This is a genomic window from Streptomyces sp. NPDC047886 (assembly GCF_043204435.1).
Classification (GTDB): Bacteria; Actinomycetota; Actinomycetes; order Streptomycetales; family Streptomycetaceae; genus Streptomyces.
In genome coordinates this window covers 77955-103231 of sequence record NZ_JBIDCF010000002.1, presented here as the reverse complement: position 1 = coordinate 103231, position 25277 = coordinate 77955, and the positions used below count along the sequence as shown (strand labels likewise).

19 protein-coding genes and 1 pseudogene are annotated in these 25277 nt (G+C 70.1%); 12 read left to right on the top strand and 8 right to left on the bottom strand.

What is annotated here, in order from left to right; translation table 11 throughout:
- The first annotated feature begins 8 nt into the window (after nucleotides 1-8).
- Complete coding sequence (locus ACGF5U_RS06200) at nucleotides 9-545, top strand: hypothetical protein (protein ID WP_392710785.1); 537 nt, start codon at nucleotides 9-11, stop codon at nucleotides 543-545.
- A 389-nt stretch (nucleotides 546-934) separates the two neighbouring features.
- Here the strand turns inward: ACGF5U_RS06200 and ACGF5U_RS06195 are convergent, their stop codons facing one another.
- Both ACGF5U_RS06195 and ACGF5U_RS06190 read right to left on the bottom strand, forming a co-directional pair.
- On the bottom strand, nucleotides 935-1249 hold the full coding sequence (locus ACGF5U_RS06195; protein WP_392710784.1) for a hypothetical protein: 315 nt from the start codon (nucleotides 1247-1249) through the stop codon (nucleotides 935-937).
- Between the two features lie 9 nt (nucleotides 1250-1258).
- Nucleotides 1259-1474 (bottom strand): hypothetical protein, encoded by a 216-nt coding sequence (locus ACGF5U_RS06190; RefSeq protein ID WP_392710783.1) that lies wholly within the window; start codon nucleotides 1472-1474, stop codon nucleotides 1259-1261.
- Here ACGF5U_RS06190 and ACGF5U_RS06185 point away from each other — a divergent pair.
- Nucleotides 1466-1909 carry a hypothetical protein gene (locus ACGF5U_RS06185; RefSeq protein WP_392710781.1) on the top strand — a complete coding sequence of 148 codons (444 nt, stop codon included), beginning with the start codon at nucleotides 1466-1468 and terminating at the stop codon, nucleotides 1907-1909. The two genes, ACGF5U_RS06190 and ACGF5U_RS06185, sit on opposite strands and share 9 nt — an antisense overlap.
- A 109-nt stretch (nucleotides 1910-2018) precedes the next feature.
- Here ACGF5U_RS06185 and ACGF5U_RS06180 read toward each other — a convergent pair whose 3' ends face one another.
- Nucleotides 2019-2573 carry a hypothetical protein gene (locus tag ACGF5U_RS06180; protein WP_392710780.1) on the bottom strand — a complete coding sequence of 185 codons (555 nt, stop codon included), beginning with the start codon at nucleotides 2571-2573 and terminating at the stop codon, nucleotides 2019-2021.
- Nucleotides 2570-9772 (bottom strand): annotated as a pseudogene (locus ACGF5U_RS06175) (polymorphic toxin-type HINT domain-containing protein); the annotation flags it as partial. The gene ACGF5U_RS06180 and the pseudogene ACGF5U_RS06175, both read right to left, overlap by 4 nt.
- Before the next feature lie 62 nt (nucleotides 9773-9834).
- On the opposite strand from ACGF5U_RS06175, the gene ACGF5U_RS06170 reads away from it, so the two are divergent.
- Nucleotides 9835-11184 (top strand): FG-GAP repeat domain-containing protein, encoded by a 1350-nt coding sequence (locus tag ACGF5U_RS06170; RefSeq protein ID WP_392710778.1) that lies wholly within the window; start codon nucleotides 9835-9837, stop codon nucleotides 11182-11184.
- A gap of 49 nt (nucleotides 11185-11233) precedes the next feature.
- On the opposite strand, the gene ACGF5U_RS06165 is transcribed toward ACGF5U_RS06170, so the two are convergent.
- Both ACGF5U_RS06165 and ACGF5U_RS06160 read right to left on the bottom strand, forming a co-directional pair.
- Nucleotides 11234-12040 carry a glycerophosphodiester phosphodiesterase gene (locus tag ACGF5U_RS06165; protein WP_392710777.1) on the bottom strand — a complete coding sequence of 269 codons (807 nt, stop codon included), beginning with the start codon at nucleotides 12038-12040 and terminating at the stop codon, nucleotides 11234-11236.
- Nucleotides 12025-13050 (bottom strand): adenosine deaminase, encoded by a 1026-nt coding sequence (locus ACGF5U_RS06160; protein ID WP_392710776.1) that lies wholly within the window; start codon nucleotides 13048-13050, stop codon nucleotides 12025-12027. Before ACGF5U_RS06160 ends, ACGF5U_RS06165 begins: the two co-directional genes overlap by 16 nt.
- 86 nt (nucleotides 13051-13136) lie before the next feature.
- On the opposite strand from ACGF5U_RS06160, the gene ACGF5U_RS06155 reads away from it, so the two are divergent.
- The gene (locus ACGF5U_RS06155) at nucleotides 13137-13763 is read left to right on the top strand and encodes a DUF4190 domain-containing protein (protein ID WP_392710775.1); all 627 of its coding nucleotides are present in this window, start codon (nucleotides 13137-13139) and stop codon (nucleotides 13761-13763) included.
- A 154-nt stretch (nucleotides 13764-13917) separates the two neighbouring features.
- Here ACGF5U_RS06155 and ACGF5U_RS06150 read toward each other — a convergent pair whose 3' ends face one another.
- Nucleotides 13918-14475, bottom strand: a complete 558-nt coding sequence (locus tag ACGF5U_RS06150; protein ID WP_392710774.1) for an NADAR family protein — start codon at nucleotides 14473-14475, stop codon at nucleotides 13918-13920.
- A 175-nt stretch (nucleotides 14476-14650) separates the two neighbouring features.
- Here ACGF5U_RS06150 and ACGF5U_RS06145 point away from each other — a divergent pair, with 175 nt between their 5' ends.
- The 8 genes from ACGF5U_RS06145 to ACGF5U_RS06110 all read left to right on the top strand — a co-directional run bounded on the left by ACGF5U_RS06145 (nucleotide 14651) and on the right by ACGF5U_RS06110 (nucleotide 24510).
- Nucleotides 14651-16168 carry a gamma-aminobutyraldehyde dehydrogenase gene (locus ACGF5U_RS06145; protein WP_392710773.1) on the top strand — a complete coding sequence of 506 codons (1518 nt, stop codon included), beginning with the start codon at nucleotides 14651-14653 and terminating at the stop codon, nucleotides 16166-16168.
- Between the two features lie 69 nt (nucleotides 16169-16237).
- Nucleotides 16238-17485, top strand: a complete 1248-nt coding sequence (locus tag ACGF5U_RS06140) for a spermidine/putrescine ABC transporter substrate-binding protein (RefSeq protein WP_392710771.1) — start codon at nucleotides 16238-16240, stop codon at nucleotides 17483-17485.
- Between the two features lie 43 nt (nucleotides 17486-17528).
- Nucleotides 17529-18677, top strand: coding sequence for an ABC transporter ATP-binding protein (locus tag ACGF5U_RS06135; RefSeq protein WP_392710769.1), 1149 nt, complete (start codon nucleotides 17529-17531; stop codon nucleotides 18675-18677).
- On the top strand, nucleotides 18674-19609 hold the full coding sequence (locus tag ACGF5U_RS06130) for an ABC transporter permease (RefSeq protein ID WP_392710768.1): 936 nt from the start codon (nucleotides 18674-18676) through the stop codon (nucleotides 19607-19609). Before ACGF5U_RS06135 ends, ACGF5U_RS06130 begins: the two co-directional genes overlap by 4 nt.
- A complete protein-coding gene (locus ACGF5U_RS06125; RefSeq protein WP_392710766.1) occupies nucleotides 19609-20409 on the top strand; it encodes an ABC transporter permease in 801 nt (266 codons plus the stop codon). The genes ACGF5U_RS06130 and ACGF5U_RS06125 overlap by 1 nt, the downstream gene beginning before the upstream one ends.
- Before the next feature lie 39 nt (nucleotides 20410-20448).
- Nucleotides 20449-21867: an NAD(P)/FAD-dependent oxidoreductase gene (locus ACGF5U_RS06120; protein WP_392710765.1), complete on the top strand. Its 1419-nt coding sequence runs from the start codon at nucleotides 20449-20451 to the stop codon at nucleotides 21865-21867.
- Between the two features lie 231 nt (nucleotides 21868-22098).
- Nucleotides 22099-22614 carry a hypothetical protein gene (locus ACGF5U_RS06115; RefSeq protein WP_392710764.1) on the top strand — a complete coding sequence of 172 codons (516 nt, stop codon included), beginning with the start codon at nucleotides 22099-22101 and terminating at the stop codon, nucleotides 22612-22614.
- Between the two features lie 66 nt (nucleotides 22615-22680).
- Nucleotides 22681-24510, top strand: coding sequence for a chitinase (locus ACGF5U_RS06110; protein ID WP_392710763.1), 1830 nt, complete (start codon nucleotides 22681-22683; stop codon nucleotides 24508-24510).
- On the opposite strand, the gene ACGF5U_RS06105 is transcribed toward ACGF5U_RS06110, so the two are convergent.
- Entirely contained in the window at nucleotides 24461-25264 is an 804-nt protein-coding gene (locus ACGF5U_RS06105) for a phosphatase PAP2 family protein (RefSeq protein WP_392710762.1), read from the bottom strand. The two genes, ACGF5U_RS06110 and ACGF5U_RS06105, sit on opposite strands and share 50 nt — an antisense overlap.
- Nucleotides 25265-25277 lie beyond the last annotated feature (13 nt).

Genomic DNA, 25277 nt, shown 5'->3' with positions numbered 1-25277 from the left:
CTGCGGACATGACCGAGGCAAGCGCCCTACTACGGCGCATTCGCGTGTGGTTGGTGTTCTTCATCGTGTGCCTGGTGCTGAGCGGGGCGACCGCCTTCCCGCTCGTCACCGAACTGCGCCTGACCGAGGAGGCGCTGACCGGCTGGGCGGCGCCCGTCGCGGACACCTTCCCCGGCCTGCTGGAGTGGATCCAGCGGGTCAGGGAGGGCCTCGGCACCGCCGACTCCCGGTACCCGTTCCTCCTCTACGGCACGGACTGGCTCGCCTTCGCGCACCTGGTGATCGCCGTCGCCTTCTACGGCCCCTACCGCGACCCCGTCCGCAACATATGGGTGATCGACTTCGGTGTGATCGCCTGCGCCGGGATCATCCCCCTCGCGCTGATCTGCGGTCCGATCCGTGGCATCCCGTTCTGGTGGACCGTGATCGACATGTCGTTCGGGGTCTTCGGCGTCGTACCGCTGCTCCTCGTCCGTCGGCTCATCAAGCGCCTGGAGGCGCTGACGGCACCCGTCGGCACGGTGCCGCGAACGCTGCTCGTGTGACCCGCTCGTGCACTGCGGCGATGTACCGCTGCTGGGGGTGTCGGTAAGCCCGGCGGTCGCGGTCATGGTGGTGGTCGTCGTCGCGGACGTGGAGGCACGTCGGACGGAGATCAGCGGCGGCGGGAGCGCGGCACCGATCGCGCGGGCGATGCTCGCGGAGGGGCTATGGCTGGAAAGGCGGGGCGGGGCGTCCACAGGGGAAAGGCAGGAGCCCCGACCGATGTCCCGGTCGGGGCTCCTGTTGGGTGCTCCGCTGTGGCCGGCCCGGCCGCAATCCTCGTGTCTGATCATGCGGATGGCGACCTTCACGGTACGTGTGAGGGCCCTGCCGGAGACCGTCTCCGGCAGGGCCCTCACCCATCGCTATTCAGGTGTCGCGGCGTGCGCGACTACGCGGCAGGCCATCGCTGCAGTGCTGTGACGATCTCTTCGAGGCGGGCCTCGAAGTCCGCGGAGGCCATATCACCGCGGCCGTAGAACTCCCAGAGTTCCACGAGTTCGTCGACGAGCTCGCCTTGACGGATAAGAAGCTCCGCCAGCTCGAGCCCGGGGGTCGACGCCTTGCCACCGGCGAGCATCCAAAGGGTCGCGGCGGCGTCGGCGGAGATACCCCTTCCGGCGATCTCCACCGCCCGCCACGTCACTCTGCTGTCACCGGCGATCTGCAACAGCACATCGAGTGCCTCGGAGTTCCTTGCAGTCATGTGCCTCTCTCACCTTCTCCTGCCGCCGCTACCGCCGAGCAGTCTGGTCGCCCACGGGATCGCGGCTCTGCCTTCGGAGAGGTTCGGTTCACCTGCGTTCAAGACCCGCATGCAGTAGTTGAGACAGTTGTTGCTCAACTCGGTGTACTGACGCCAAGAACCTTGATTGTTCCGCTGGAAATCCAGCGCGGCCCGTTCGTCCGGGATTTCGAACGTATGGGTCATGATTCCAGGGTCACCACCGTAGGGGCCGACGACGGCTACGCCGTCATGCGACATGAGGTGGTGGGAGCCAGGTCGTTTGTGTCTGTCACTTCGACGCTGAAGTGGTTGCCTCCCGCCGTGGTAGTGCAGCGTGGCGAGACCGGCGACCGGGCAGGACTCACCGTCGTTGTGGGACAGAAGCGCTACGTCTGCCGCCAACGCGTAGTACGTGTGCGTGTTGCCGACGGTGAGGTTGTGGACGGAGGCCGCCTGGGCGGTCCAGCGCTTGGGGCGGCGATCTGGAGGCCGGACGGAGCCGGCGGCCTGATCCGGGTGCCGACTGCCGCGGTCGCGGTGGTCATCGAGGACGGCGAGGCACGTCGGACGGAATCAGCGGTGGCAAGGAGCCCGGCACCGATCGTGCGGGCGATGACGGTGGAGGCGCTGCGGCTGTAAGGCGGGGCGTTCGTAGGGGAAAGGCAGGAGCCCCGACTGATGTAACAGTCGGGGCTCCTGTGGGCGCTCCAGTGTGCCCGGCCCGGCATGACCGGGCCGGGCCGCACTGCTAGTGGCTGTCGAGCCAGCGGCGTGCCGCCGGACTCAGCGGCGGTTCGTCAGGCTCGTCCATCGCTCCCTTCGCCACCCATTCGGCGAACCGTCGGAGGACCTGTGAACGATGCGGCGTCGGCAGCACGGAGGTGCTGATGTCGTGCTCCCACGTCGTCGCGAAGCACAGCACGTTGCCGTCGAGCGAGAGCATGCTGAACTCGGGTCGGCAGGGCGCGCTGCCGAGCAGCCCGGCAGCACCCTTCCCCATGATGTCCCACTCACTCTGCAGCTCGACGCAGAACCACCGCGAGGGGCTGTTCTCGTCGGGGCTGAGTGCGAGCAGGAACCTGCGGTCGGTCTCGGAGAAGAGCCCACCTTCGACCGACAGCCGGTACCAGTCGGCGTTCGCCTTCTCGTGCAGGAGCGGGTCGTGGATGTCTAGCATCGCCTCGACGCGGCCTTCCTCAGCTGGGCAGCTCGCCGCCTGGCCGGCGACGAGGGGCGGGATGAGCCCTTCGGGCTCATTCCATACGTCCACGATCAGCAGACCCGCTGCTGCGAGAGATTTCATGAGTGTGCGTTCAACCAACTCTGCGGTGGTGCGTTATGTCTGCCAGGAAGACGCCCGGCGTATCCGTACTCGTGGATCTGATTGTAGTTGTGCCCCAGTACGTACCCGACTACGCCGTCCGCGCGGACGAGCACACGGGTCAGGGTGTTGTTCGCGTTCGTGCTCCGGCCGTTGCCGACGCCGGTGTAGATGGTCGCGCCGTACCACGGGTGGTTGGTGTTGTGGGTGCCGTTGGGCCTGCGGGCATCGAACCAGTCGAGGCCGTTGTGGTTGGTCCGCTGGCTGATCGAGCCGTCCTCCACACCGTTGACGGTGTGGTGGACTTCCTTCGGAATCTCCGACCAGTTGGCCGCGTTCTTGTCCTGTCGCGCCTTGGTGAGCTCAGGCGAGTACGGGTCGCGCTCCGGAGGACCCTCTCCGCCCGTCGGGCAGGTCTCGTTATGGTTCAGGAGCGAGGTGCCCGCAGCCATCACGTAGTACGTGTGGATGTCGGAGACCGTCAGATTGTGAACGGTCGCCGCCTGGGCGGTCCAGCGCTGAATCGCGGTGATCTGGACCCGGGTGCCCGCGCTGGTCTGGAGCCACTGGCCCGATGCCAGCTCGGTGGCCTTCAGCCAGGCACGGAGTTCGGGGACCCAGAACGGGTGACCCTCGGTCGCGGTGACCTGGGCCGTCTTCGCGCCGGCCGTGCCGTCGATATCGACGGTGATCTTGACGAGGTGCTTGAGGCCCTGGCCCTTGATCTCGGCCGTGACCGTCTCGGTCCGGGTCTCACCGGACACGGGGTCGGTCGCGAGGACCTTGTCGCCGGTCCTGACCTTCTCGATCGGCTTGGTGGAGCCGTCCGCCATCAACACCTTCGTGCCGGGCACGAAGCTGTTGCAGCCCGCCTTGCCTGAACCACCGCCACCGCTGGAGCCACCCGCGCTGCGGGAGGAACCACCGGAGCTGCCGCCCGGCTTGGACGTACTGGGCTTGGTGGTGCTGCCTCCGCCCTGGGAGGAGGACTTCGGTGCGGCCTTGGCCTGGGACTGCTTCTGAACCGGGTTACCGGTCTTCTTCTTTGCGGCCGCCGCCGCTTCGGCCTTCCGTTTGGCGGCCTCGGCTGCCTTCTTCTTGGCCCGTTGCGCGGCCTCCTTCTTGGCCTTCTCGATCGCGGCCTTCTTGGCCTTCAAGGCCGCGGCCTCGGCGGCCTTGGCGGCCTTCAGGACCTTCTCGGCGGCAGCCTTCGCCTTCTTGAACGCCTGGATGGCGTCGATCGTGCGGTTGACCGCCTTCAGGACGGACGGGATCTTGCCCAGCTTGGCCCACGGGATCGCCCCGATGATCATGCTGCCGCAGGACCACATGTCACCGCCGAAGCAGGCCATGGCGTCGCTGAGACCGATGAAGTCGCTCAGGATGCTCCAGGCGGCAGCGAGGATCACCGAGGTCAGGGACTTGCCCATGGTGGCCTGTGCCTGCGCGACCTGCGCCGCGGACAGGCCCGCGCCGGCCAGGGCCGCCGCCTTCTCCGAGGCGGTCAGCGCGATGGCCAGACCGGTCGGGTCGGAGTGCGTGACCGGGTTGTTGTGGGCGTAGACGTACCCGTTGGCCTGCAGCGGGTCGTTCAGGTCCATCTGCGGGTCGGCGGACAGGAAACGTCCGACGACCGGGTCGTAGAACCGGGCACCCAGCAGTGTGTAGCCGGACCCGTCGTCCCGGGTCTTGCTGAGGAACCCGGTGTGGGCCTGCATGTTGACACCGACCGTGCCCGCACCGCGCTGGTTGCCGAACGGGTCCTGCTTGCGGATCCGCACCGCCATCGTGCCGCTCATGGCGACCTCGGCGTAGGTCGAGCCCTGGTGGTCACTGGTCAGGCCGACCAGGCTCTCCGGGCCCATGCCGTAGGCGTAGCGCATGACCGCACCACCGGGGGTGGTGTAGGTGCGCTGGGTGTTGACCAGGACACCGCCCTGCTGGACGGTGACCTCCGTGTCACCCAGGTGCAGGGTGGCCGTCTTGCCCTTGATGGTGAGCAGCTGCTCGCCGCCGGGGCCGTAGATGTGGCGGGTGTCGTTCTGCGGCGCCCACAGCTGCGCGGCGGAGGTGCCGTCGCAGGCCGCGAGGACGATCGGGGTGCCGCTGGCCGAGTTGCCACCCTGCACCGCCAGGCACAGGTTCGACGCGATGTGCGTGAGCTGACCGGCAGTGGTGCGCTTCAGCTCCTGCGCGGCGGTGCCGTTGCACTTCTGGAGCTGGAGCGCGGACCCGGCCGTGTTCGCGGCCGGCTGGACGCACCAGTCGTCGTACGCCGACAGGGTGCCCCGGTCGGGATTGGTCTGCGGAGCCGTCGGCGTGCCCGGGGTGGGCGTGAACTTCCAGCTCTGCGCCACGGAGGTGTTGCAGCTGTACAGCTGGATCGGCTGTGCGGCGGCCGCGAGCCCGCTCTTGAGGTCGAGGCATTTGTCGGCAAGACCCACATAGGGGGTCTTGCCGCCGGTCCCCGCGCCGGTGATCCGGTCGACCTTGCCGTCAGCCGTCCAGGACAGCGTCTGCTTGTCACCGTTCTGGACGGAGGTGATGGACTTGGTCTGGCCCGTGAGCTCGTACAGACGCTCGGCCTCGGCCTTGACCTGCGTACCCGTGGGGGTGGTGTAGGTCTTCGACACCTTGGTCAGCGTGTGCGGTTGGCTCTTGGCCGCGCCCACACCGTATGCGTACGTGGTGGTCGCGTCCTTGGCCGTGGCGCCGGTCAGGTCCTTTTCGACCAGCTTGGTGCGGTTGCCCAGCAGGTCGTACTCGTACTCCTGCCAGTAGCCCGAACTGTCCTTGCCGCCGGTGACGTTGAGCGTGCCATCGGTGTTCTTCGGACCGGTGCACTTCTCCTGGTCCTTGGAGGTCCAGGCCGACTTCAGCTGACCCAGCGGGTCGTACGTGAAGCACTGACGCTCCTCGATCCCGGTGGCGTGCTCACGGATGCCCGTGACGTTGCCGGCGGGGTCGTAGGCGTACTCGCGGTTGGAGACCATGTTGTTGCCGGGCAGCGGGGTCTGCTCGCGGTAGACCATCTGGTTCTGCAGCTCACCGGTGGACTCGTCGTACGAGTTCTGCGTCCACACGCGGTAGGGCTGCGCGCCCATGGTCGAGCGCAGGACCTGGCCGTACGGGGAGTAGACGGTCTCCGAGCCGTACCAGTCCTTGCCCGAGATCGAGAGCGGATTGCCGTCCTTGTTGTAACGGATGATCAGCTTCTCGGGGTCGAACCTACCGGCCTTCGGAAGGCTCGCCTCCTCCAGCATGCCGTTGTCGGAGAACTTGTAGTCGTACCGGTAATCCGCCGGCACGCCCCATGCGCTGGCTATCGAAGAGGGCAGCGACAGCGTCGTCGAGGTCGGCTGGTAGTCCGTCGTGTAGCCGTTGACCTTCTGCGTGTACGCCAGCCCGTCGGTGTAGCGGGTGGCGGAGGCGGGCATGCCCTTGCCGCCGGCGACGGTGTCGTACGAGAACCCGGCGAGAAGCGTGCCCGTGGAGCTGCTCAGGCGCTGCTCCTTGGGGCGGGACAGCTCGTCGTACCCGTTCCAGAGCGTGATGCCGCGTGCGTCGGTCGTGGTCAGGATCCGGTCACGGTGGTCGTACGTGGTCCGCGTGGTGCCCGTGTCGGGATCGGTCGCCGTCTCCATCCGGCCACGCTTGTCGAACGTCCACGACCACGGGTGGGTCGGGTCGGCCGAGCTGGTCGCCTTCGTCAGGTGACCGCGGTTGTCGTACTCGTAGCGCGTCGACGTGTGACCGTCGGGCGCCGCCGGGTTGATGGTGTCCGTGCGGACGGTGCGGCCCAGGGCGTCGGTGAAGACCCGGTAGGAGGAGTTGCCCTGCGGGTGGATCACCTTGGACCAGTCGGCGCCGTACTCGTAGCGGGTCGCCTTCTCCGGGACCTCCCGGGAGATGGCCTCGGTGGTCCCGGGGGCCATGACCTTGAGGACCGGCATCTCCTCGAGCACGCGGCCGAGGCCGTCGTACTTGTAGCGGGTGATGTTCGGAACCGTGGTGTCCGCGCGCGGGGTGAAGAGCTCCCCGCTGGGTGCGTCCTCGTTCAGGTAGGCGTTGTTGGTCTGGTAGACCTCGCCGGCCTTGTTGTAGAGCGTGTCGGTGATCAGACGGCCGCCGCCGTCCGCCTCCTCCTGCGTCTGGCGCTCACGGCCCAGACCGTCGTAGATGATGACGGCCTTCTCGATCCGGTCCTCGTAGCCACGCGAGTAGGTGGTGACGTACGGAGGCTTGCGGATCTTGCGGGTGGAGTCCTCCGGGTCGGTCTGCTCCGCCGGGATCACGTACTCGGCCTTGAAGTCCGGGATCGCACCCGTGGACTGGGTGCGGCCCGGGGCCCAGGCCTCGGTGAGACGGCCCAGCGCGTCGAACTTGGCCTCGCTCACGTGACCGTTGGCGTCGGTCGTCTTCAGCGCGACCGCTCGGCCCGGCTCCAGCTCCTGGACCTGCGTGTGCCCGAGGGGGTTGGTCTGGGTGATCTTGAACACCTGACCCGTGGGCGGGTCGAAGGTGATCGAGGACTCCCTGAGGTCCGGGTCGATCTGCTTGGTGACACGGCCGAGGGCGTCGAAGGCCACCCTACCGCCGGTCTGGAAGCCGGTGCCGGTGCCGTTCAGCGACCACGTCTCGGTGGCGAGACCGCGGCTCGTGTCGGCGATCGGGGTGCCGTACGCCGTGTTGTCGTACGCGGTCCGCGTCGCGGCACTGAGCGTGGTGAGGTCGGCCCAGTTGGCGTTCGCACACGGGGTGGGCGAGACGAGGACCTGCTTGGACAGACCGATGAGGTTCTTGCCCGTGTGGTGCAGGTACTCGAGCTTGGTGCAGGAGTCGTCACTGGTCTTGTCGGCGGCGGTGTCGCCGAACGACTCGACGTAGGTCGGCAGACCGTAGGTCGACTCGAACGTCGTCTTGGTGCGGACAGTCCGCAGCTTGCGGGTGTCGTCACCCGTGCCGGAGGACTTGGTGTACGCGATCTCCTCGGGCTCGGTGACGCGCCAGGCCTTCAGCGGGTCCAGGCCGTCGCCGCGGGCGCGGCTGGCGAGCTCCGTCGCCGCGGGGACGGTGAGGCTGCGGGTCAGCCAGTTGGTGTCCGCGTCGGAGGCGTTGGAGTAGCTGAACTCCTCGGCGATGCGGCCGGCGAACGCCTCGCGGTCGTAGACGGTCGCACCGTTGTGGGTGAGCGTGGCGCCCGTGATGTCCTTCATGGGGACGGTGTCGCCCATGCCGCGGTAGAAGCGGGTGACGGCCTTGGTCCTGGGACCGTCTACTCCCGGTGTGTCCTCGGCTGGCGTGGACCCCTCACCGCTGTCGGCGGTGGCCTTGCGCTCGCCCGTGATGACCGTGGTCTGCTCGAAGCCCGCGAAGGTCGAGTAGGTCCGGGTGGACTTCTTCGAGAACTCGGCTTCGGCGAGCTTCCAGCCGGCGTTCTTGTACTCGTACGACGTCAGGGTCGAGTACGAGCCGTCGATGTTCGGCAGCTCCTCGATCGACTCGACCACGTACTTGTGGAACCAGTCGATGTCCTCGATCTCGGAGTCGGGGTGCCAGAACTGCGGGTAGCAGAGCCGGCTGTTGGACTTCAGCGCCGCCGTCTCGGTCTTGCCCGGCAGACCCACGCCGGAGAGGCACTGGCCCTCGCGCGGCTTGTAGGTGACGACCGTCTCGCCGCCGTACTCGTTGATCACCCGCTCGATGCGCAGGCGGGAGAAACGGGGACGCGGGTCGTTGGCACCCCGCAGGACACGGTTCGGCATGTCCTCGGAGTTCGACTCGAACCGCACCGGGTTCAGCTTGACGAAGGCGTCCGTCGAGCCGTTGCGGGCGTAGCCGGTGCGCTGGATGGACTCCAGCCACAGCGCGGTGTTCACGCCGGTCTTGAGCACCGGGAAGCTCTGCTTGAGCTGGAACTCGTCGACGACCTGGCGCGCGCTGGTGTCGGTACGCCGCTGTGCGGAGGTGGTGATCTTGTCCAGGCGCTTGCGGGACCAGAAGGTCGGACCGGCGTTCCAGCACTTCCGCGTGTACGTCGCGGTGACCGCCTCGCAGCGCAGGTCCGCCGGGGTGTCATACCAGATGCGGTACTTGCCCGGATCCTTGTCCGCGAAGTTCGCGTCCGAGCAGGTCAGCGTACCCTCTGTGAAGCAGCGCTCCTCGACCTTGAAGCTGACGCGGGCCGGGGCCGTCGCGGAGAAGATGTTGCTCCTGCGCTGGCCGTAGTGGATGTGCGACAGGTAGCCGCCGCGGTCGTACTTGACCGGGCCCTTGAAGTAGAAGTTCTTCGCGTAGTAGTTCTGCTCCTTCTCCCACCACAGGGACATGGCGTTGCCGTGGATGTCCTCGATGTAGTCGAGGCTCCACCGCCAGCCCTGGGTGCAGGAGGAGGCCTTCCAGTCGGTGGTCGTCGGCCCCTTGTAGCAGTCCTCGTCGGGGTGGTTGCCGTACACCGGCACGGTCAGGACCGACTTGGTCTGCGGGTCGTCGTTGGCGGTGCCGTTGTCCGACCAGCCCGGGAGCTTGTTCAGACCGAAGTGGTACTTCGTGCCGTCCCTGGTGGTGACACGCCAGTACTCGCCCTGGTAGGCGCCGTTGCCGGTGGCCTCGCCGGTGACCCGCTCGATCTTCGAGCCGTCACCGTTGGCGGTGAACCACTTGCCCTTGGACGAGTCCCACACCAGCTCGGTCGTCATGCCGCCCAGGGAGAGGGTGGCGTTGTTCGAGCCCCAGCAGAGGTCAGCGGTCTTGTGGGTCGCGTTGTTCGCCCCGGCCTTCTTGGCGTCCTGGCGGCAGTTGACGTACGTCCGGGTGATCGAACCGGGGTTGTAGTCCCAGCCGTCACCGATCCAGGATGCCTGGTTGTTGGACGCCGAGGTGCGGCCGTCGACCGTCTGCGACGAGTAGCTCAGGTTGACCTTCGGCATCAGACCGCCGGCGGTCTCCGGCACCTGCACCTGGTACGAGTAGGTGAACGCGCCGTTCGACGAACCCGCCGCCCAGGAACCCGAGGACAGCAGCGGCGAGGCGGTGAAGTCACCGGTCGCCGAGGCGCCGGTGTCCATCGCGCCCACGACCTGCCGGCCCGAGGCGGCCGCCACCGGGAAGGCGGCCTGCACCGCGCCAGTCGTCTTCGAGGAAGCGCCCCTCTCCGGCAGCAGGTTCGCGACCGGAACGGAAGACCGGCACGAGCACCCGGAGCGAGTACGTCGCCACCCCGTCCTCCACCGGCTACGGCCAGATGGTCATCCCGGCCACCGATCCGCTGCTGAAGGACATCACGACCAACACCCTGTACTCATGGGACGTACGCGCCGAGGACGCGGCCGGTGCGGTCTCGACGTACTTCCCGGACGGCACCGAGCCGTGCCGGATCACCGTCGACCCGACGGCCCCGCCGCAGCCGGACATCACCAGCACCGTGTTCACGGAGGCCACCAGCGACGGCAAGACCTGGGCGAAGGTGAACTTCGGCAAGCCAGGCGACTTCACGTTCACCGCGGCCGGCGCGACCAAGTTCCGCTGGGCCTTCGAGGGCGTCGGCTATGTCGACGCGCCGCCGCCGGTCAACGGCAAGGTCACGATCAGCAACGTGACGCCGAAGCACGCGGGCCCGAACGTGCTGACCGTCTACGCCTACGACGCCAGCGGCAACAGGAGCATCCGCGGGGACTACCGGTTCTACCTGCCTCCGCGCGACAGGGCCGACGGCCCCGGCGACACCGGCGGCGACGACATCGCCGACCTCCTCGTCGTCGACGCCAGGGGCAACCTGCGGAACTGCGTCGGCTCTCCCGACGGCGAGCTGTACACCTGCCTGGCCGCCTCCTACGTGACCGCCGGCAAGAAGCTCGACCCCGCCGGCCACTGGTGGAACGGCAGCAAGGCGGCGCTGATCGCGCACTACGACGACGTCTACCCCGGTGACGGTTCGACCGACCTGTTCTCGGTCTCCCCGGACGGCCGGTTCTGGCTCTACCCGGGCGACGGCTACGGCAGCTTCAACGTCGACGACCGCATCAAGATCCGCCTGCCCGCGGGCACCCCGGAACCGTCCACCTGGACGCAGATGAAGGCGATCGGCGACATCACCGGCGACAAGAAGCCCGACGTGGTCCTGCGGGCCGGCACGGGCTTCTGGGTGCTGTCCGGCTACACCGGCGGCGCCTTCGAGTCCGCCACGCTGATGTGGGCGACCGCCTGGGACCGCCGCGACATCGTCAACCTCGCCGACATCAACAAGGACGGGACGCCCGACCTGCTCTGGCGCAACCTGGACAACGGCAACATGTACGTCCGCCACGGCAAGCCCGGGACGGGCACAGGCAGCGTCGACCTGGACTCGCTCAAGCTGGCCTCCAACTCCCTGAACGGTGACGTCTCCTACGGCACCAACTGGACGGAGGCCAACGTGGGGGTCGCGATCGGCATCCCGGACATCAACGCCACCAAGGACGGCGTGCCGGACATCTGGGCGCGCTTCGAGGACACCGGAAACATCAAGGTCTACCACCCGTCCACCACCAACACGAACGCACCGGTCAAGACGGTGCTGTCGGTGGACTGGCGCACCGTCAAGTCCTTCGGCTGACCCCGTTCCCCACTCTGTGAGCCCCCGGCGCCCTCGCGGCACCGGGGGCTCACCCCGTTCCGTCCCCGTCCTCCCCGTCCCCGTCCGCGATCGCCGCCGGGACCGTATAACGCCCGGTGGGCGCTCGCCTCCCGGACGGCGGGCGCAGTACGGAGGCCAGCGCGTCCACGCGGTTGGTGGTGATCGAATCCACCCCGTCCGCGATCAGCCTCCGCATGGTCCTGCGGGTGTCGGCGGTCCAGGCGGACACCAGCAGCCCGTCCCGGTGGACCCGGTCGGCCAGCGGCCGGCTCAGCAGCCCGAAGCGGTAGTTGAGCCAGCGCGGCGCCACGGCGTCGAGCAGGACGCGCCGGGGCGGGGCCAGGGTCGTCCAGGTCAGGGCGATCTCGGCGGCCGGGTCGACGGCCCGGACCAGCAACATCGCGGCCGCGCCCGAGCAGTAGTACACGCGGTCGGCCGCGCCGCACTCCCGGACCGTGCCGACGACGGCCCGCACCGCCGCCTCGTCCGCGCCCGGCAGGTCGATCATCACCCGGTGCCCGTCGGTCGCGAGCAGCGCATCGCGCAGCGTCGGCACGCCCTCCGGGCCCGTCAGCTCCCGCACGTCGGCGAGCGTGAGCGCGCCCAGCCGCCGGTCCACGCGCCACAGCCGCTTCAGCGTGTCGTCGTGGAGGAGCACCGGGACCCGGTCGGCGGTGACCCGGACGTCGATCTCGACGGCGTCCGCGCCCCGGGCCAGCGCCGAGCGGAGCGACGCGAGCGTGTTCTCCCGGACCCGGTACGGGTCGCCCCGGTGGCCCACGACGGTGACGGCGCGCGGGGCCCCGTGCCCGGGAGCGGTCAGAGGGCGAGCCACTGGTTCGTGTACGCGTCGATCTCGGCGGTGATCCTGGCCTTGCCCGCCGGGTCGAGGAAGGACGCCTCCACGGCGTTCTTGGCGAGACCGGCGACGCCCCGCTCGTCCAGCCCGAGGAGCCGGGCCGCCACTCCGTACTCGTTGTTGAGGTCGGTGCCGAACATGGGCGGGTCGTCGGAGTTGACGGTGACCAGGACCCCGGCCTCGACCATCTCCTTGACGGGGTGCTTGTCGAGGTCGACCACGGCGCGCGTGGCGATGTTGGAGGTCGGGCAGACCTCCAGCGCGATCCGGTGCTCGGCCAGGTGGGCCAGGAGCTCGGGGTCCCGGGTGGCGCTGGTGCCGTGCCCGATGCGCTCGGCGCCCAGCTCGTTCAGGGCGTCCCAGATGGTCTGCGGCCCCGTGGTCTCGCCCGCGTGCGGGACGGAGCGCAGCCCGGCGGCGATGGCCCGGTCGAAGTACGGCTTGAACTGCGGGCGCGGGACACCGATCTCGGGGCCGCCGAGCCCGAACGACACCAGGCCCTCGGGCCGCAGGTCGACGGCGAGCCGCGCGGTCTCCTCGGCGGCCTCCAGACCGGCCTCGCCGGGGATGTCGAAGCACCAGCGCAGGATGACGCCGAGTTCGGTCTCGGCGGCGGTGCGGGCGTCCTCGATCGCGGCCATGAAGGCCTTCTCGTCGATGCCCCGCCGGGTCGAGCTGAACGGCGTGATGGTCAGCTCGGCGTACCGGATGTTCTGCCGGGCCATGTCGCGGGCGACCTCGAACGTCAGCAGCCGGACGTCCTCCGGGGTGCGGACCAGGTCCACGACCGACAGGTAGACCTCGATGAAGTGCGCGAAGTCGGTGAACGTGAAGTAGTCGGCGAGCGCCTCGGGGTCCGTGGGTACCTTGGAGTCGGGGTGCCGGGCGGCGAGCTCGGAGACGATCCGCGGGGACGCCGAGCCGACATGGTGAACATGCAGTTCCGCCTTGGGCAGCCCCGCGATGAAGGGGTGCAGATCGGTCATCGGGGTCCTCCGCGCACTGGGGCCGTCCTGGTCACGGCTCATCGTAGGCGGGCCGTTAGCATGACCGGACACGATGGGGGAGGCCCATGTCAGAGAAGAGCGAGCCGAACGATCCCTGGGCGCCGCCGGAGAGCCGTCCGCCCGTGGGCGACGCGCCGCACGGCCGTCCGCCCGTGCACGACCAGCCGACGATGGCGTCCATGCCGGGCGCCGGTTTCGGACCGGTCGGCGGCGATGTGCCGCCGCCCCCGGTCGCGCCCGGAGGGCCCGCGCAGCCCGAGCCCGGCCCGTACGGCTATCCGGCGGCCACCGGTGCCGCGCCGACCGTGGGCGGCTACGGCTACGCCGGCTACCCCGGTTACAGCCCGTACGGCCAGGGCGGCTGGCAGCAGGCCCCCGCGAACGGCATGGGCATCACGTCGATGGTGCTCGGCATCATCTCCGTGGTCGGCTTCTGCCTGTACGGCCTCGGCATGATCCTCGGCGTCCTGGCGCTGATCTTCGGCATCATCGGCCGCAAGCGGGTGCAGCGGGGCGAGGCCAACAACGCGGGCATGGCCACGGCCGGGATCGTCACCGGGGTGATCGGCACCGTGCTCTCCGCGGCGTTCCTCGGCTTCATCATCTGGGCGATCGCCACCGGCGAGGAGTTCGCCTCCGAGAGGGACCGCGACTCGTACTCGACGACGCTGGTCGTGGACACGGCGCACTGAGCTGAGGAGCGGGGCCCGGCCCCGCTCCCGCGCCGACGGCCGCAGGGCCCGCCCGCTCCCGTGCCGACGGCCGCAGGCCCCCGCCCGCGCTCCCGCGCCGACGGCCCCACGGCTCGGCCCGCCTCGCGCCCATGTCGGCTGCCGGGGTCGGGTGCTACGCGCCGGCCGCCGCGCGGAGCCGCTCGCGGGCGTCCATCAGCGCGAAGCCCAGCAGGTTCAGGCCGCGCCAGCGGACCGGGTCGTGGGCGCGCTCGTCGTCGGAGGCCAGACCGATGCCCCATATGCGGTCCACCGGGCTGGCCTCGACCAGCACCCGGCCGCCCGTGGTCAGCAGGTAGTCGCGCAGCTCGGGGTTCTGCCCGAACTTCGCCACGCTTCCGTCGACCACGATGCCGTACCGCTCCCGCTTCCACACCGCCTCGTCGAAGCCGCGCACCAGACGCCCCACCTTCTTCGCGAGGGCCGGGTTCGACGCCTCGACCGCCTTCCGCTCGGCCTCCGCGTCCCCGAACAGCCGGGCCTTCGCCGCCATCATCCAGTGCTCGGCCGTCGCGTACACCACGCCGTCGACCGTGAACGGGGCCGGCCACCACTGGCTGAGACAGCTCGGTCCGATCGCCCCGTCGGGCCTTGGACGGTGGCCCCAGAAGTGCAGATACTTGACCCGTTCACCCGTGCTGACCTGCTCGATCAGCGCATGCGCTCGTTCCATGCACGCGAGTGTCCCAGTCGCCACCGGCACCGCGTACGGAGATTTTCGGCATGGCGCGACACATGGTCGACAGAATCCGTCGCGTAACCAAAAGGCAACAACGGAATCCCTTGTTGGGTGGGCATCCCTCTGTCAGGATCGGCACTCAACTCAGGCTGGGACAACGGAGAGCGTCATGGGCAACCGCTTCCAGGCACAGGAAGTGCGGGACCGTTTCACCGCCGGCGCGCAGTACATCGGCGGCCGGCAGCGACCCGGAACCTCGGGCCGCGACCACACCGTGGTCGACCCCGCCACCGGCGACGACGTGTTCACCTACGCGCTCGCAGGACCCGCCGACGTGGACGCGGCCGTCGCCGCCGCCCGCGCGGCCTTCCCCGGCTGGTCCGGGGCCACACCGGGCGAGCGCTCCGACGCGCTCCACCGCCTGGCCGGCGTACTCGCCGAGCGCGCGGAGGAGTTCGCCCAGGTGGAGTCGGTCCAGTGCGGCAAGCCGCTCAAGCTGACGCGCGAGTTCGACGTGCCCGGCACCGTCGACAACACCGCCTTCTTCGCCGGGGCCGCGCGGCACCTCCAGGGCCAGTCGGCGGGCGAGTACAGCGGCGACCACACCTCGTACATCCGCCGTGAACCCATCGGCGTCGTCGGCTCCATCGCCCCCTGGAACTACCCGCTCCAGATGGCGGCCTGGAAGATCCTCCCCGCCATCGCGGCGGGCAACACGATCGTGCTCAAGCCGGCCGAACTGACCCCGCTGACCTCCCTGTTGTTCGCCCGGGCCGCCACCGACGCGGGCATCCCGGACGGTGTCGTCAACATCGTCACGGGCGCCGGCCGCGACGCGGGGGAACACCTGGTGAGCCACCCGGACGTCGCGATGGTCTCGTTCACCGGCTCCACACCCGTCGGCAGGCGGGTCGCCGAGCTCGCCACCGCCACCGTCAAGCGCCTGCACCTCGAACTCGGCGGCAAGGCGCCGTTCGTCGTCTTCGACGACGCCGACCTGGAGGCCGCCGCGCACGGCGCGGTCGCCGGCGCCCTCATCAACACCGGCCAGGACTGCACCGCAGCCACCCGCGCCTACGTCCAGCGACCGCTGTACGACGCGTTCGTCGCACGCGTCGCGGCGCTCATGGAGACCGTCCGGCTCGGCGACCCCTTCGAGGACGGCACCGACCTCGGCCCGCTGATCAGCCACGCCCAGCGCGACCGCGTCGCCGCCTTCGTGGACCGCGCCCGCGCCCACGCCACCGTCGTCACCGGCGGCGAACCCCTGAAGGACCACGCCGGCGCCTACTACCGGCCCACCCTCGTCACGGGCGCCGCCCAGGACAGCGAGATCGTGCGGAGCGAGATCTTCGGCCCCGTCCTCGTGGCGCTGCCCTTCGACACCGACGACGAGGGCCTCGCCCTCGCCAACGACACCCCCTACGGCCTCGCCGCCTCCGCCTGGACCCGCGACGTCTACCGCGCCGGACGCGCGACCCGCGAGATCAAGGCCGGCTGCGTCTGGATCAACGATCACATTCCGATCATCAGCGAGATGCCGCACGGCGGCTATCGGGCGTCCGGCTTCGGAAAGGACATGTCGACGTACTCCTTCGACGAGTACACCCAGGTCAAGCATGTGATGTACGACAACACGGCGATCGCCAGGAAGGACTGGCACCGCACGATCTTCGGGGACCGATAGACCGCCAGACCGTCCAGGGGCGCCGCCCGACCACCGGCCCCCTTTCCCCATCGCGAAAGGGCACAGCGCATGGAGCAGTACGAGCCCGACAGCCTGTCCGCGGCACAGCTCGCGGCGATGCGGCGCAGCATGACCAACGGCAGGGCCTCCCTCACCCGCCGTTCGCTGCTGCGCGCCTCGGGCGTCGGCGCGCTCACCCTCGGCGGCCTCGCCGGGCTGAGCGCGTGCGGTATCCCGCCGGCCAAGCGGGAAGGCACCGGTCCCGCCTCCACCGACCACTCCGCCAAGGAGAAGGAGCTCACCTTCTCCAACTGGACGCAGTACATCGACATCAGCGAGGACGAGAAGCGCCGCCCCACCCTGGAGGCGTTCACCAGGCGCACCGGGATCAAGGTCAAGTACACCGAGGACATCAACGACAACGTCGAGTTCTTCGGCAAGATCAAGCCCCAGCTCGCCGCAGGTCAGGACACCGGACGCGACCTGATCTGCGTCACCGACTGGCTCGCCGCGCGCATCATCCGGCTCGGCTGGGCGCAGAAGCTGGACCCGGCGAACCTCCCCACCGCGTACGCCAACCTGGCCCCCCAGTTCCGCAGCCCCGACTGGGACCCCGGGCGCGCCCACTCGTACCCGTGGACGGGCATCTCCACCGTCATCGCCTACAACATCAAGGCGACCGGCGGCCGCAGGATCGACTCCGTGACCCAGCTCCTCGACGACCCCCGGCTCAAGGGCAAGGTCGCCTTCCTCTCCGAGATGCGCGACTCCATCGGCATGACCCTGCTCGACATGGGCAAGGACCCCGGCGCCTTCACCACGGCCGACTTCGACACCGCGCTCGGCCGCCTGCAGAAGGGCGTCGACACCCGGCAGATCCGCCGCTTCACGGGCAACGACTACACCGCCGACCTCAGCAAGGGCGACCTCGCCGCCTGCCTCGCCTGGGCCGGCGACCTCATCCAGCTCCAGGTCGACAACCCCGACATCCGGTTCGCGATCCCGGCCGCCGGATACATGACGTCCACGGACAACCTGCTGGTCCCCGCCAACGCACGGCACAAGACCAACGCAGAGAAGCTCATCGACTACTACTACGAGCCCCCGGTCGCCGCCCAGCTCGCCGCGTACATCAACTACGTCTGCCCGGTCGACGGCGTACGCGAGGAACTCGCCAGGATCGACGAGTCGCTGGCGTCGAACACACTGATCCTCCCCGACAAGGCCATGGCCGCCAAGTCGCACGCCTTCCGCTCCCTCACCAGCGAAGAGGAGACGGCGTACGAGGAGAAGTTCGCCAGGCTCATCGGTGCCTGAGCCGCCCGCCGCCCGCCCCCTCACCAACCCTGGGACCGCACCCATGACTGACACGCACACCGGCGGCGACGTCCGCCTGACCGGGATCAGCAAGACCTACGGGTCGTTCACCGCCGTCCACCCGCTCGACCTCACCGTCCCCCAGGGCTCGTTCTTCGCCCTGCTCGGCGCCTCCGGCTGCGGCAAGACGACCACCCTGCGCATGATCGCCGGCCTGGAGGACCCCACCACCGGCACCGTCCACCTCGGCGACCGCGACGTCACCGACCTGCCGCCGCACAAACGCCCCGTCAACACCGTCTTCCAGTCGTACGCGCTCTTCCCGCACCTCGACATCCGCGAGAACGTCGCCTTCGGGCTGCGCCGCCGCGGCATCAGGTCCGTGGACAAGCAGGTCGCCGAGATGCTCGACCTCGTCCAGCTCGGCGACAAGGCCCGGCACAAGCCGCACCAGCTCTCCGGCGGCCAGCAGCAGCGCGTCGCCGTCGCCCGCGCGCTGATCAACCACCCGCAGGTGCTCCTCCTCGACGAGCCGCTCGGCGCCCTCGACCTCAAGCTGCGCCGCCAGATGCAGCTGGAGCTCAAGCGCATCCAGACCGAGGTCGGCATCACCTTCATCCATGTCACCCACGACCAGGAGGAGGCCATGACCATGGCCGACACGGTCGCGGTGATGAACGGCGGCCGCGTCGAACAGCTCGGCGCGCCCGCCGACCTCTACGAGAAGCCCCGCACCACCTTCGTCGCGAACTTCCTCGGCACCTCCAACCTCATCGAGGCCGAGGTCGAGGAGACCGGCTCCGACATCGTGGTCACCGCCGGCGGCGGCAGACTGCGGCTCCCCGCCGACCGCTGCTCCGCCACCGTCCGCACCGGCGGGAAACTCCTCGTCGGCGTCCGCCCGGAGAAGATCTCGCTCGCGCACGCCGACGACGCGGGCGCGATCCCCGGCGGACGCGACAAGGTCACCGGCCGGATCGCCGACTCCTCCTACATCGGCGTCTCCACCCAGTACGTCGTGGAAAGCCCGGCCGGCGCCGCCCTGCAGGTGTACGAGCAGAACATCGAGCGCGATCCGCGCCTCGTCCCCGGCACCGAGGTCGTCCTGCACTGGAACCCGGCCCACGCCTTCGGCCTCGACGGCGACCAGGCCATCGACGCGGGCGTGGAGACGGTGGAGGCCGCCTCATGACGACCCTCACCGAGACGCCACCGGCCGCCGAACCGCCCGCCGAGGCGCCCGTCGCCCGCAAGAGGTCCACGCGCAGGCGGCTCGTCCCGTACTGGCTGCTCCTGCCCGGCATCCTGTGGCTGCTGGTCTTCTTCGCGCTGCCGATGGTCTACCAGGCGTCCACCTCCGTGCAGACCGGCTCCCTGGAGCAGGGCTTCGAGGTCACCTGGCGCTTCGCCACCTACTGGGACGCGCTCGCCGAGTACTACCCGCAGTTCGCCAAGTCCGTCCTGTACGCCGGTACGGCGACACTGCTGTGCCTGCTGTTCGGCTACCCGCTCGCCTACCTCATCGCGTTCAAGGCCGGCCGCTGGCGCAATCTGCTGCTCGTCCTCGTCATCGCCCCGTTCTTCACCAGCTTCCTCATCCGTACGCTGGCCTGGAAGACGATCCTCGCGGACGGCGGCGCCGTCGTCGGAACCCTCGACGCGCTGCACATCCTCGATGTGACGAGCCGTCTGGGACTGACCGAGGGCGACCGCGTGCTCGCCACGCCGCTCGCCGTCGTGTGCGGTCTGACGTACAACTTCCTGCCGTTCATGATCCTGCCGCTGTACACCTCGCTGGAGCGGATCGACGGCCGGCTCCACGAGGCCGCCAAGGACCTGTACGCGTCCCCCGCCACCACCTTCCGCAAGGTGACGTTCCCGCTGTCCATGCCGGGGGTCGTCTCCGGCACGCTGCTCACCTTCATCCCGGCCAGCGGCGACTACGTCAACGCCGAACTGCTCGGCTCGACCGACACCAAGATGATCGGCAACGTCATCCAGTCGCAGTTCCTGCGGGTCCTCGACTACCCGACGGCGGCCGCGCTGTCCTTCATCCTGATGGCCATCGTGCTGATCATGGTCACCGTCTACATCCGCCGGGCCGGAACGGAGGACCTGGTCTGATGATCCGCTGGATACGGCGCAACGTCGTCGTCATCGCGGGCCTGCTCACGCTCGCCTACCTGATGCTGCCCAACGTCGTCGTCATGGCGTTCTCGTTCAACAAGCCGAACGGCCGCTTCAACTACTCCTGGCAGCGGTTCTCGCTCGACGCCTGGAAGGACCCGTGCGGCGTCCCCGACCTGTGCGGCTCGCTGACCCTGTCCCTCCAGCTCGCCGGCTGGGCCACGCTCGGCGCCACCGTGCTCGGCACGATGATCGCCTTCGCGCTGGTCCGCTACCGCTTCAGGGCCCGCGGCGCGATCAACTCGCTGATCTTCCTGCCGATGTCCATGCCCGAGGTCGTCATGGCGGCCTCGCTGCTCACGCTCTTCCTCAACATGGGGGCCGAGCTGGGCTTCTGGACGGTCCTGATCGCCCACATCATGTTCTGCCTCAGCTTCGTGGTGGTGGCGGTCAAGGCCCGGGTGATGTCCATGGACCCCCGCCTGGAAGAGGCCGCCAGGGACCTGTACGCGGGACCCGTGCAGACCTTCCTGCGCGTCACCCTGCCGATCGCGGCGCCCGGCATCGCCGCCGGTGCGCTGCTCGCGTTCGCCCTCTCCTTCGACGACTTCATCATCACCAACTTCAACGCGGGCTCCACCGTGACCTTCCCCATGTTCGTGTGGGGATCCGCGCAGCGCGGCACGCCCGTGCAGATCAACGTCATCGGTACGGCGATGTTCGTCATCGCGGTGCTGGTGGTCGTCGCCGGCCAGGTGGTCGCGAGCCGGCGAAAGCGCACCGAACACCTCCGATAGATCCGGATACTCCGGAAGTTCCCGAGGGAGTTGGAAACCATGGCCCCAGTCGCCATGCGTACGGCCGCACAATCACTCTCGGACGCCCAGCCCGTCCCCTTCTGGCTGGAAGACCCCGGCAAGCCCGGCGCACTGCCCGCCCTCACCGCCGTCGAGCACTGCGATCTGCTCGTCGTCGGCGGCGGCTACAGCGGACTGTGGACCGCGCTCCTCGCCAAGGAGCGCGACCCACGGCGAGAGGTCGTCCTGATCGAGGGCCGGGAGGCGGGCTGGGCCGCCTCCGGCCGCAACGGCGGCTTCTGCGCCGCGTCCCTCACCCACGGCTTCGGCAACGGACTGGCCCGCTGGCCCGGTGAACTGGCGCGGCTGGAGGAACTCGGCGAACGCAACCTCGACGCCATCGAGGAGGCCGTCGCCACCTACGGCATCGACTGCGACTTCGAACGGACCGGCGAGATCGACGTCGCCACCGAGGCCCACCAGCTCGCCGAGCTGCGCGAGACGTACGAGGCGGCCGACCGGCTCGGGCTCGCCGGCGACCTGGAGCTCCTCGACCGGGACGCGGTCCGCGCCCAGGTCGACTCGCCCACCTTCATCGGCGGGCTCTGGGACCGGCGCGGGGTCGCCCTGCTCCACCCCGCCAAGCTCGCCTGGGGCCTGCGACGGGCCTGCCTGGAGCGGGGCGTGCGGATCTACGAGAACACCCGGGGCCTGGACCTGACCCGCGCCGGGGCGGGCATGGCCGTGCGCACCCCGTACGGCCGGGTCGTCGCCCGTCAGGTCGCGCTCGGCACCAACATCTTCCCCTCACTGGTCAGACGCGTCCGCGCCTACACCGTCCCCGTGTACGACTACGCGCTGATGACCGAACCGCTGACGGCCGATCAGCTCGCCGCCATCGGCTGGAAGAACCGCCAGGGCCTCGGCGACAGCGCCAACCGGTTCCACTACTTCCGGCTCAGCGCCGACAACCGGATCCTGTGGGGCGGATACGACGCGGTCTACCCCTTCGGCGGCCGGGTCCGCGCCGAGCTGGACCAGCGGCCGGAGACGTATCTGAAGCTGGCCGAGCACTTCTTCCGCTGCTTCCCGCAGCTGGCGGGGGTCCGCTTCAGCCACGCGTGGGGCGGCGCCATCGACACCTGCTCCCGGTTCTCCGCCTTCTTCGGTACGGCGCACGGCGGCCGTGTGGCGTACGCCGCCGGGTTCACCGGGCTCGGTGTGGGCGCCACCCGGTTCGGCGCCGATGTGATGCTCGACCTGCTGTCGGGCGAACCCACCGAGCGCACCGCGCTGGAGATGGTGCGCTCCAAGCCGCTGCCGTTCCCGCCGGAGCCGTTCGCCTGGGCGGGCATCGGCCTCACCAAGTGGTCCCTGGCCCGCGCCGACGCCAACGGCGGGCGCCGCAACCTGTGGCTGCGCGCGATGGACCGGCTCGGGCTCGGCTTCGACAGCTGACGCGGGCGGGCCGGGCCGGGTCTCGTTCCGGGGCACGTACCGGCCCGGCGCCGACCCCTCACCCCGCTGGTTCCCGTGGCGCCCCTCACCGCGCCGGTCGTGCGCCCCCGTGCGCCGGTTCACTCCATCGTGCCCGCCGAACCCGCGTAATGATCCACGACCACCCTCCTCTCCCCGTGTGGACGCACTGCTCACAGGGGCAGTCACAGACGGACATGGAGGCTGTGGGCGATGACTGGTTCGGGGGCTTCGGGAACGGGTCCCGGCGGTTCGGGGGCGCAGGGCGCGGCCGGCGCCAGGGCGGCGGTGGAGTGGCTGGCGTCGGCGGCGCCGGACCCGGACGCCTGCCGGTGGGAGTGGGAGCGCCATCCGCTCGGGGTGGCGCTCCTCCCGGCCGGACGGCGCTGGGACGTGCTGATCATCCCCGGCAGGCTCGGCTACCCCACCCTCGACGTACTGTCCCGGCTCGTCGACCGGCCGGGACCGGTCCTCGCCGACTTCGGCGAAGAGCGCATGGGCTTCTTCGTCCCGGCCGGCACGGCCGCGCGCTGGGTCGGCACCGGGATGCGCAGCGCCGGGCGCGGCACCTGGATCGTCGTCCCGTACCCGGGCCGGACCTCCGGCGGGGTGCGCTGGCTGGTGCTGCCGGACGGCGCCGGCACCCTGACCGATCCGGCGCTGCTTGAGCTGGCCCTGCACGAGGCGGCGGGGCAGCTCGCGCGGGAGGAGGACGACCGCAGACCTTGACAACCCGATTGGTCTGGACCATGTTGTGCGCGCCGTACCTCGACACCCCCACCCCCAGAGGCAGTTGTGGACCGCACCAGCCGCGCCACCCGCACCAGACCTCTCGCCGTCGCCGTGGCGGCCGTCCTCGCGGCGGGCGGACTCGTCGCCTCCGCACCCGGCGCCGCCCAGGCCGCGGACTCCGAACTCGCCCGCAACGGCGGCTTCGAAGCCGGCCTGGACGGCTGGACCTGCACCGCCGGCAGCGGAACCGCCGTCACCGCCCCCGTCCACGGCGGCAGCCGCGCCCTCCGGGCCACCCCGGCGGGCAACGACAACGCCCGCTGCTCCCAGACGGTCACCGTCCGCCCCGACTCCGCGTACACGCTCAGCGGCTGGGTCCGCGGCGGCTACGCGTACCTCGGCGCGTCCGGCACCGGCACCGCGGACGTCTCCACCTGGACCCCGTCCGCCCCCGACTGGCAGCGGCTGACCACGAGCTTCCGCACCGGCCCCGCCACCACCACGGTCACCCTCTACACCCACGGCTGGTACGGCACCCCCGCCTACCACGCCGACGACCTGTCCCTCACCGGACCGGCCGGCGACCCGGTCCAGCTCCCCGCCGCGCCCACCGGTCTCACGGCCGGTACCCCCGCCCCGTCCAGCGTCCCGCTCAGCTGGCAGCCCGTCACCGGCGCGACCGGCTACACCGTCTACCGCGACGGCGCCAAGGCCGCCACCACGACCGGCACGTCGGCCACCGTCACCGGCCTCGCCGCCGCCACCCGGTACACCTTCCACGTCACGGCGACCAACAGCGCCGGGGAGTCCCCCCGGTCCGCCGCCGTCACCGCCACCACCGCGCCCGGCGGCACCGGACCCGGACCCGGCCCCGGGCTCCCCGCGCACGCCCTCGTCGGCTACCTCCACACGAGCTTCGCCAACGGCTCCGGCTACACCCGCCTCGCCGACGTCCCCGACACCTGGGACGTCGTCAACCTCGCGTTCGGCGAACCGACGTCGGTGACCTCCGGCGACATCCGCTTCAGCCTCTGCCCCGCGTCGGAGTGCCCCGGCGTCGAGTCCGCCGCCGAGTTCAAGGCGGCCGTGAAGGCCAAGCAGGCGGCAGGCAAGAAGGTGCTGATCTCCATCGGCGGCCAGAACGGACAGGTCCGGCTCGCCACCACGGCCGCCCGCGACGCCTTCGTCACCTCCGTATCGAAGATCATCGACGAGTACGGTCTCGACGGCCTCGACATCGACTTCGAGGGCCACTCCCTCTCCCTCGACACCGGCGACACCGACTTCAGGAACCCCAAGAGCCCCGTCATCGTCCACCTGATCTCGGCGCTGAAGACACTGAAGGCCAGGTACGGCCCCGGGTTCGTCCTGACCATGGCCCCCGAGACCTTCTTCGTCCAGCTCGGCTACCAGTTCTACGGATCGGGCCCCTGGGGCGGCCAGGACCCGCGCGCCGGCGCCTACCTGCCCGTCATCCACGCCCTGCGCGACGACCTGACCCTGCTCCACGTCCAGGACTACAACTCGGGCCCGATCATGGGCCTCGACAACCAGTACCACTCGATGGGCGGCGCCGACTTCCACATCGCCATGACCGACATGCTGCTCACCGGCTTCCCGGTCGCGGGCGACACCGGCCGCCTCTTCCCCGCCCTGCGCCCCGAGCAGGTCGCCATCGGACTGCCCGCGTCCCCGCACGCGGGCAACGGCCACACCCCGCCCGCCGAGGTGAACAAGGCGCTGAACTGCCTGACCAGGGGCGTCGACTGCGGGACGTACCGGACCCACGGCACCTGGCCGGCCCTGCGCGGGCTGATGACCTGGTCCATCAACTGGGACCGGTTCAACCAGGGGGAGTTCTCCCGGAACTTCGACGCCTACCGGTGGCCGTGACGGCCCACCACAGCGGCCCGCACAGGAGCACGCTCCCCAGGACGTCCAGCGGCCAGTGGTAGCCGCGCAGCACCAGGCCGATGCCCGTCGCCACCGTCAGCAGGACGGCGACGGGCATCAGCGCGCGACGGCGGACCAGGCAAGCGGCGCCGCAGTACGCCACCAGGGCGGTCGCCGTGTGGCCGGACGGGTAGTACCCGGTCGCGTCGGTGAGCGGCCCCTGCCGGTCCAGCAGCAGCTTCAACGGGACGACGACGGCGGGTACGAGGGCCAACGCGAGCCCCGCGTACAGCGCCCGCGCGCGGCGGCCGCGCCACACGGCGTACGCCATCGCGGCGGCCAGCACGGGGACGGCGACCCACAGGCTGCCGAGGTCGGCGCCGAGTTCGGTGAGCCCGCCCGGGCCGCGCCCGGCCAGCGCGCGGCCGACGCGCTCGTCCAGCCGGGCCAGCGGCCCTTGGACGGCGACCTGCCAGGTGATCAGCGCGAAACCGCACAGCGGCGGCACGACGGACCGCACGAGGCCGGAAACGGAAGCCGGCCGTCCCGGAACAGGGGGGGTTGTTCCGGAACGGCCGCCAAGACCGGTGTGCCGCCGGCCCCGGGGGGTTTGGGGCGGGCGACGGTCCGATCGGTGAGGAGTTCCGGAGCCGGAGGCTCCGGTGGTGTGCGCGAAGGCACGACCAGAACGGAACTGGGGAGGCCCCGTCCTGGTGCCGCTCGCAGTCCCCTGCGGGCGGGGTGTCTCTCTCATCTGCCATGACCGT

Bases quoted from the DNA above. Each gene is read 5' to 3' on its own strand.
- ACGF5U_RS06185 (WP_392710781.1), top strand. From the start codon at position 1,466: ATGGGTCATGATTCCAGGGTCACCACCGTAGGGGCCGACGACGGCTAC.
- ACGF5U_RS06195 (WP_392710784.1), bottom strand. From the start codon at position 1,249: ATGACTGCAAGGAACTCCGAGGCACTCGATGTGCTGTTGCAGATCGCC.
- ACGF5U_RS06145 (WP_392710773.1), top strand. From the start codon at position 14,651: ATGGGCAACCGCTTCCAGGCACAGGAAGTGCGGGACCGTTTCACCGCC.
- ACGF5U_RS06115 (WP_392710764.1), top strand. From the start codon at position 22,099: ATGACTGGTTCGGGGGCTTCGGGAACGGGTCCCGGCGGTTCGGGGGCG.
- ACGF5U_RS06125 (WP_392710766.1), top strand. From the start codon at position 19,609: ATGATCCGCTGGATACGGCGCAACGTCGTCGTCATCGCGGGCCTGCTC.
- ACGF5U_RS06160 (WP_392710776.1), bottom strand. From the start codon at position 13,050: ATGACCGATCTGCACCCCTTCATCGCGGGGCTGCCCAAGGCGGAACTG.
- ACGF5U_RS06130 (WP_392710768.1), top strand. From the start codon at position 18,674: ATGACGACCCTCACCGAGACGCCACCGGCCGCCGAACCGCCCGCCGAG.
- ACGF5U_RS06135 (WP_392710769.1), top strand. From the start codon at position 17,529: ATGACTGACACGCACACCGGCGGCGACGTCCGCCTGACCGGGATCAGC.
- ACGF5U_RS06120 (WP_392710765.1), top strand. From the start codon at position 20,449: ATGGCCCCAGTCGCCATGCGTACGGCCGCACAATCACTCTCGGACGCC.
- ACGF5U_RS06105 (WP_392710762.1), bottom strand. From the start codon at position 25,264: ATGAGAGAGACACCCCGCCCGCAGGGGACTGCGAGCGGCACCAGGACG.
- ACGF5U_RS06170 (WP_392710778.1), top strand. From the start codon at position 9,835: ATGGTCATCCCGGCCACCGATCCGCTGCTGAAGGACATCACGACCAAC.
- ACGF5U_RS06150 (WP_392710774.1), bottom strand. From the start codon at position 14,475: ATGGAACGAGCGCATGCGCTGATCGAGCAGGTCAGCACGGGTGAACGG.
- ACGF5U_RS06155 (WP_392710775.1), top strand. From the start codon at position 13,137: ATGTCAGAGAAGAGCGAGCCGAACGATCCCTGGGCGCCGCCGGAGAGC.
- ACGF5U_RS06190 (WP_392710783.1), bottom strand. From the start codon at position 1,474: ATGACCCATACGTTCGAAATCCCGGACGAACGGGCCGCGCTGGATTTC.
- ACGF5U_RS06180 (WP_392710780.1), bottom strand. From the start codon at position 2,573: ATGAAATCTCTCGCAGCAGCGGGTCTGCTGATCGTGGACGTATGGAAT.
- ACGF5U_RS06140 (WP_392710771.1), top strand. From the start codon at position 16,238: ATGGAGCAGTACGAGCCCGACAGCCTGTCCGCGGCACAGCTCGCGGCG.
- ACGF5U_RS06200 (WP_392710785.1), top strand. From the start codon at position 9: ATGACCGAGGCAAGCGCCCTACTACGGCGCATTCGCGTGTGGTTGGTG.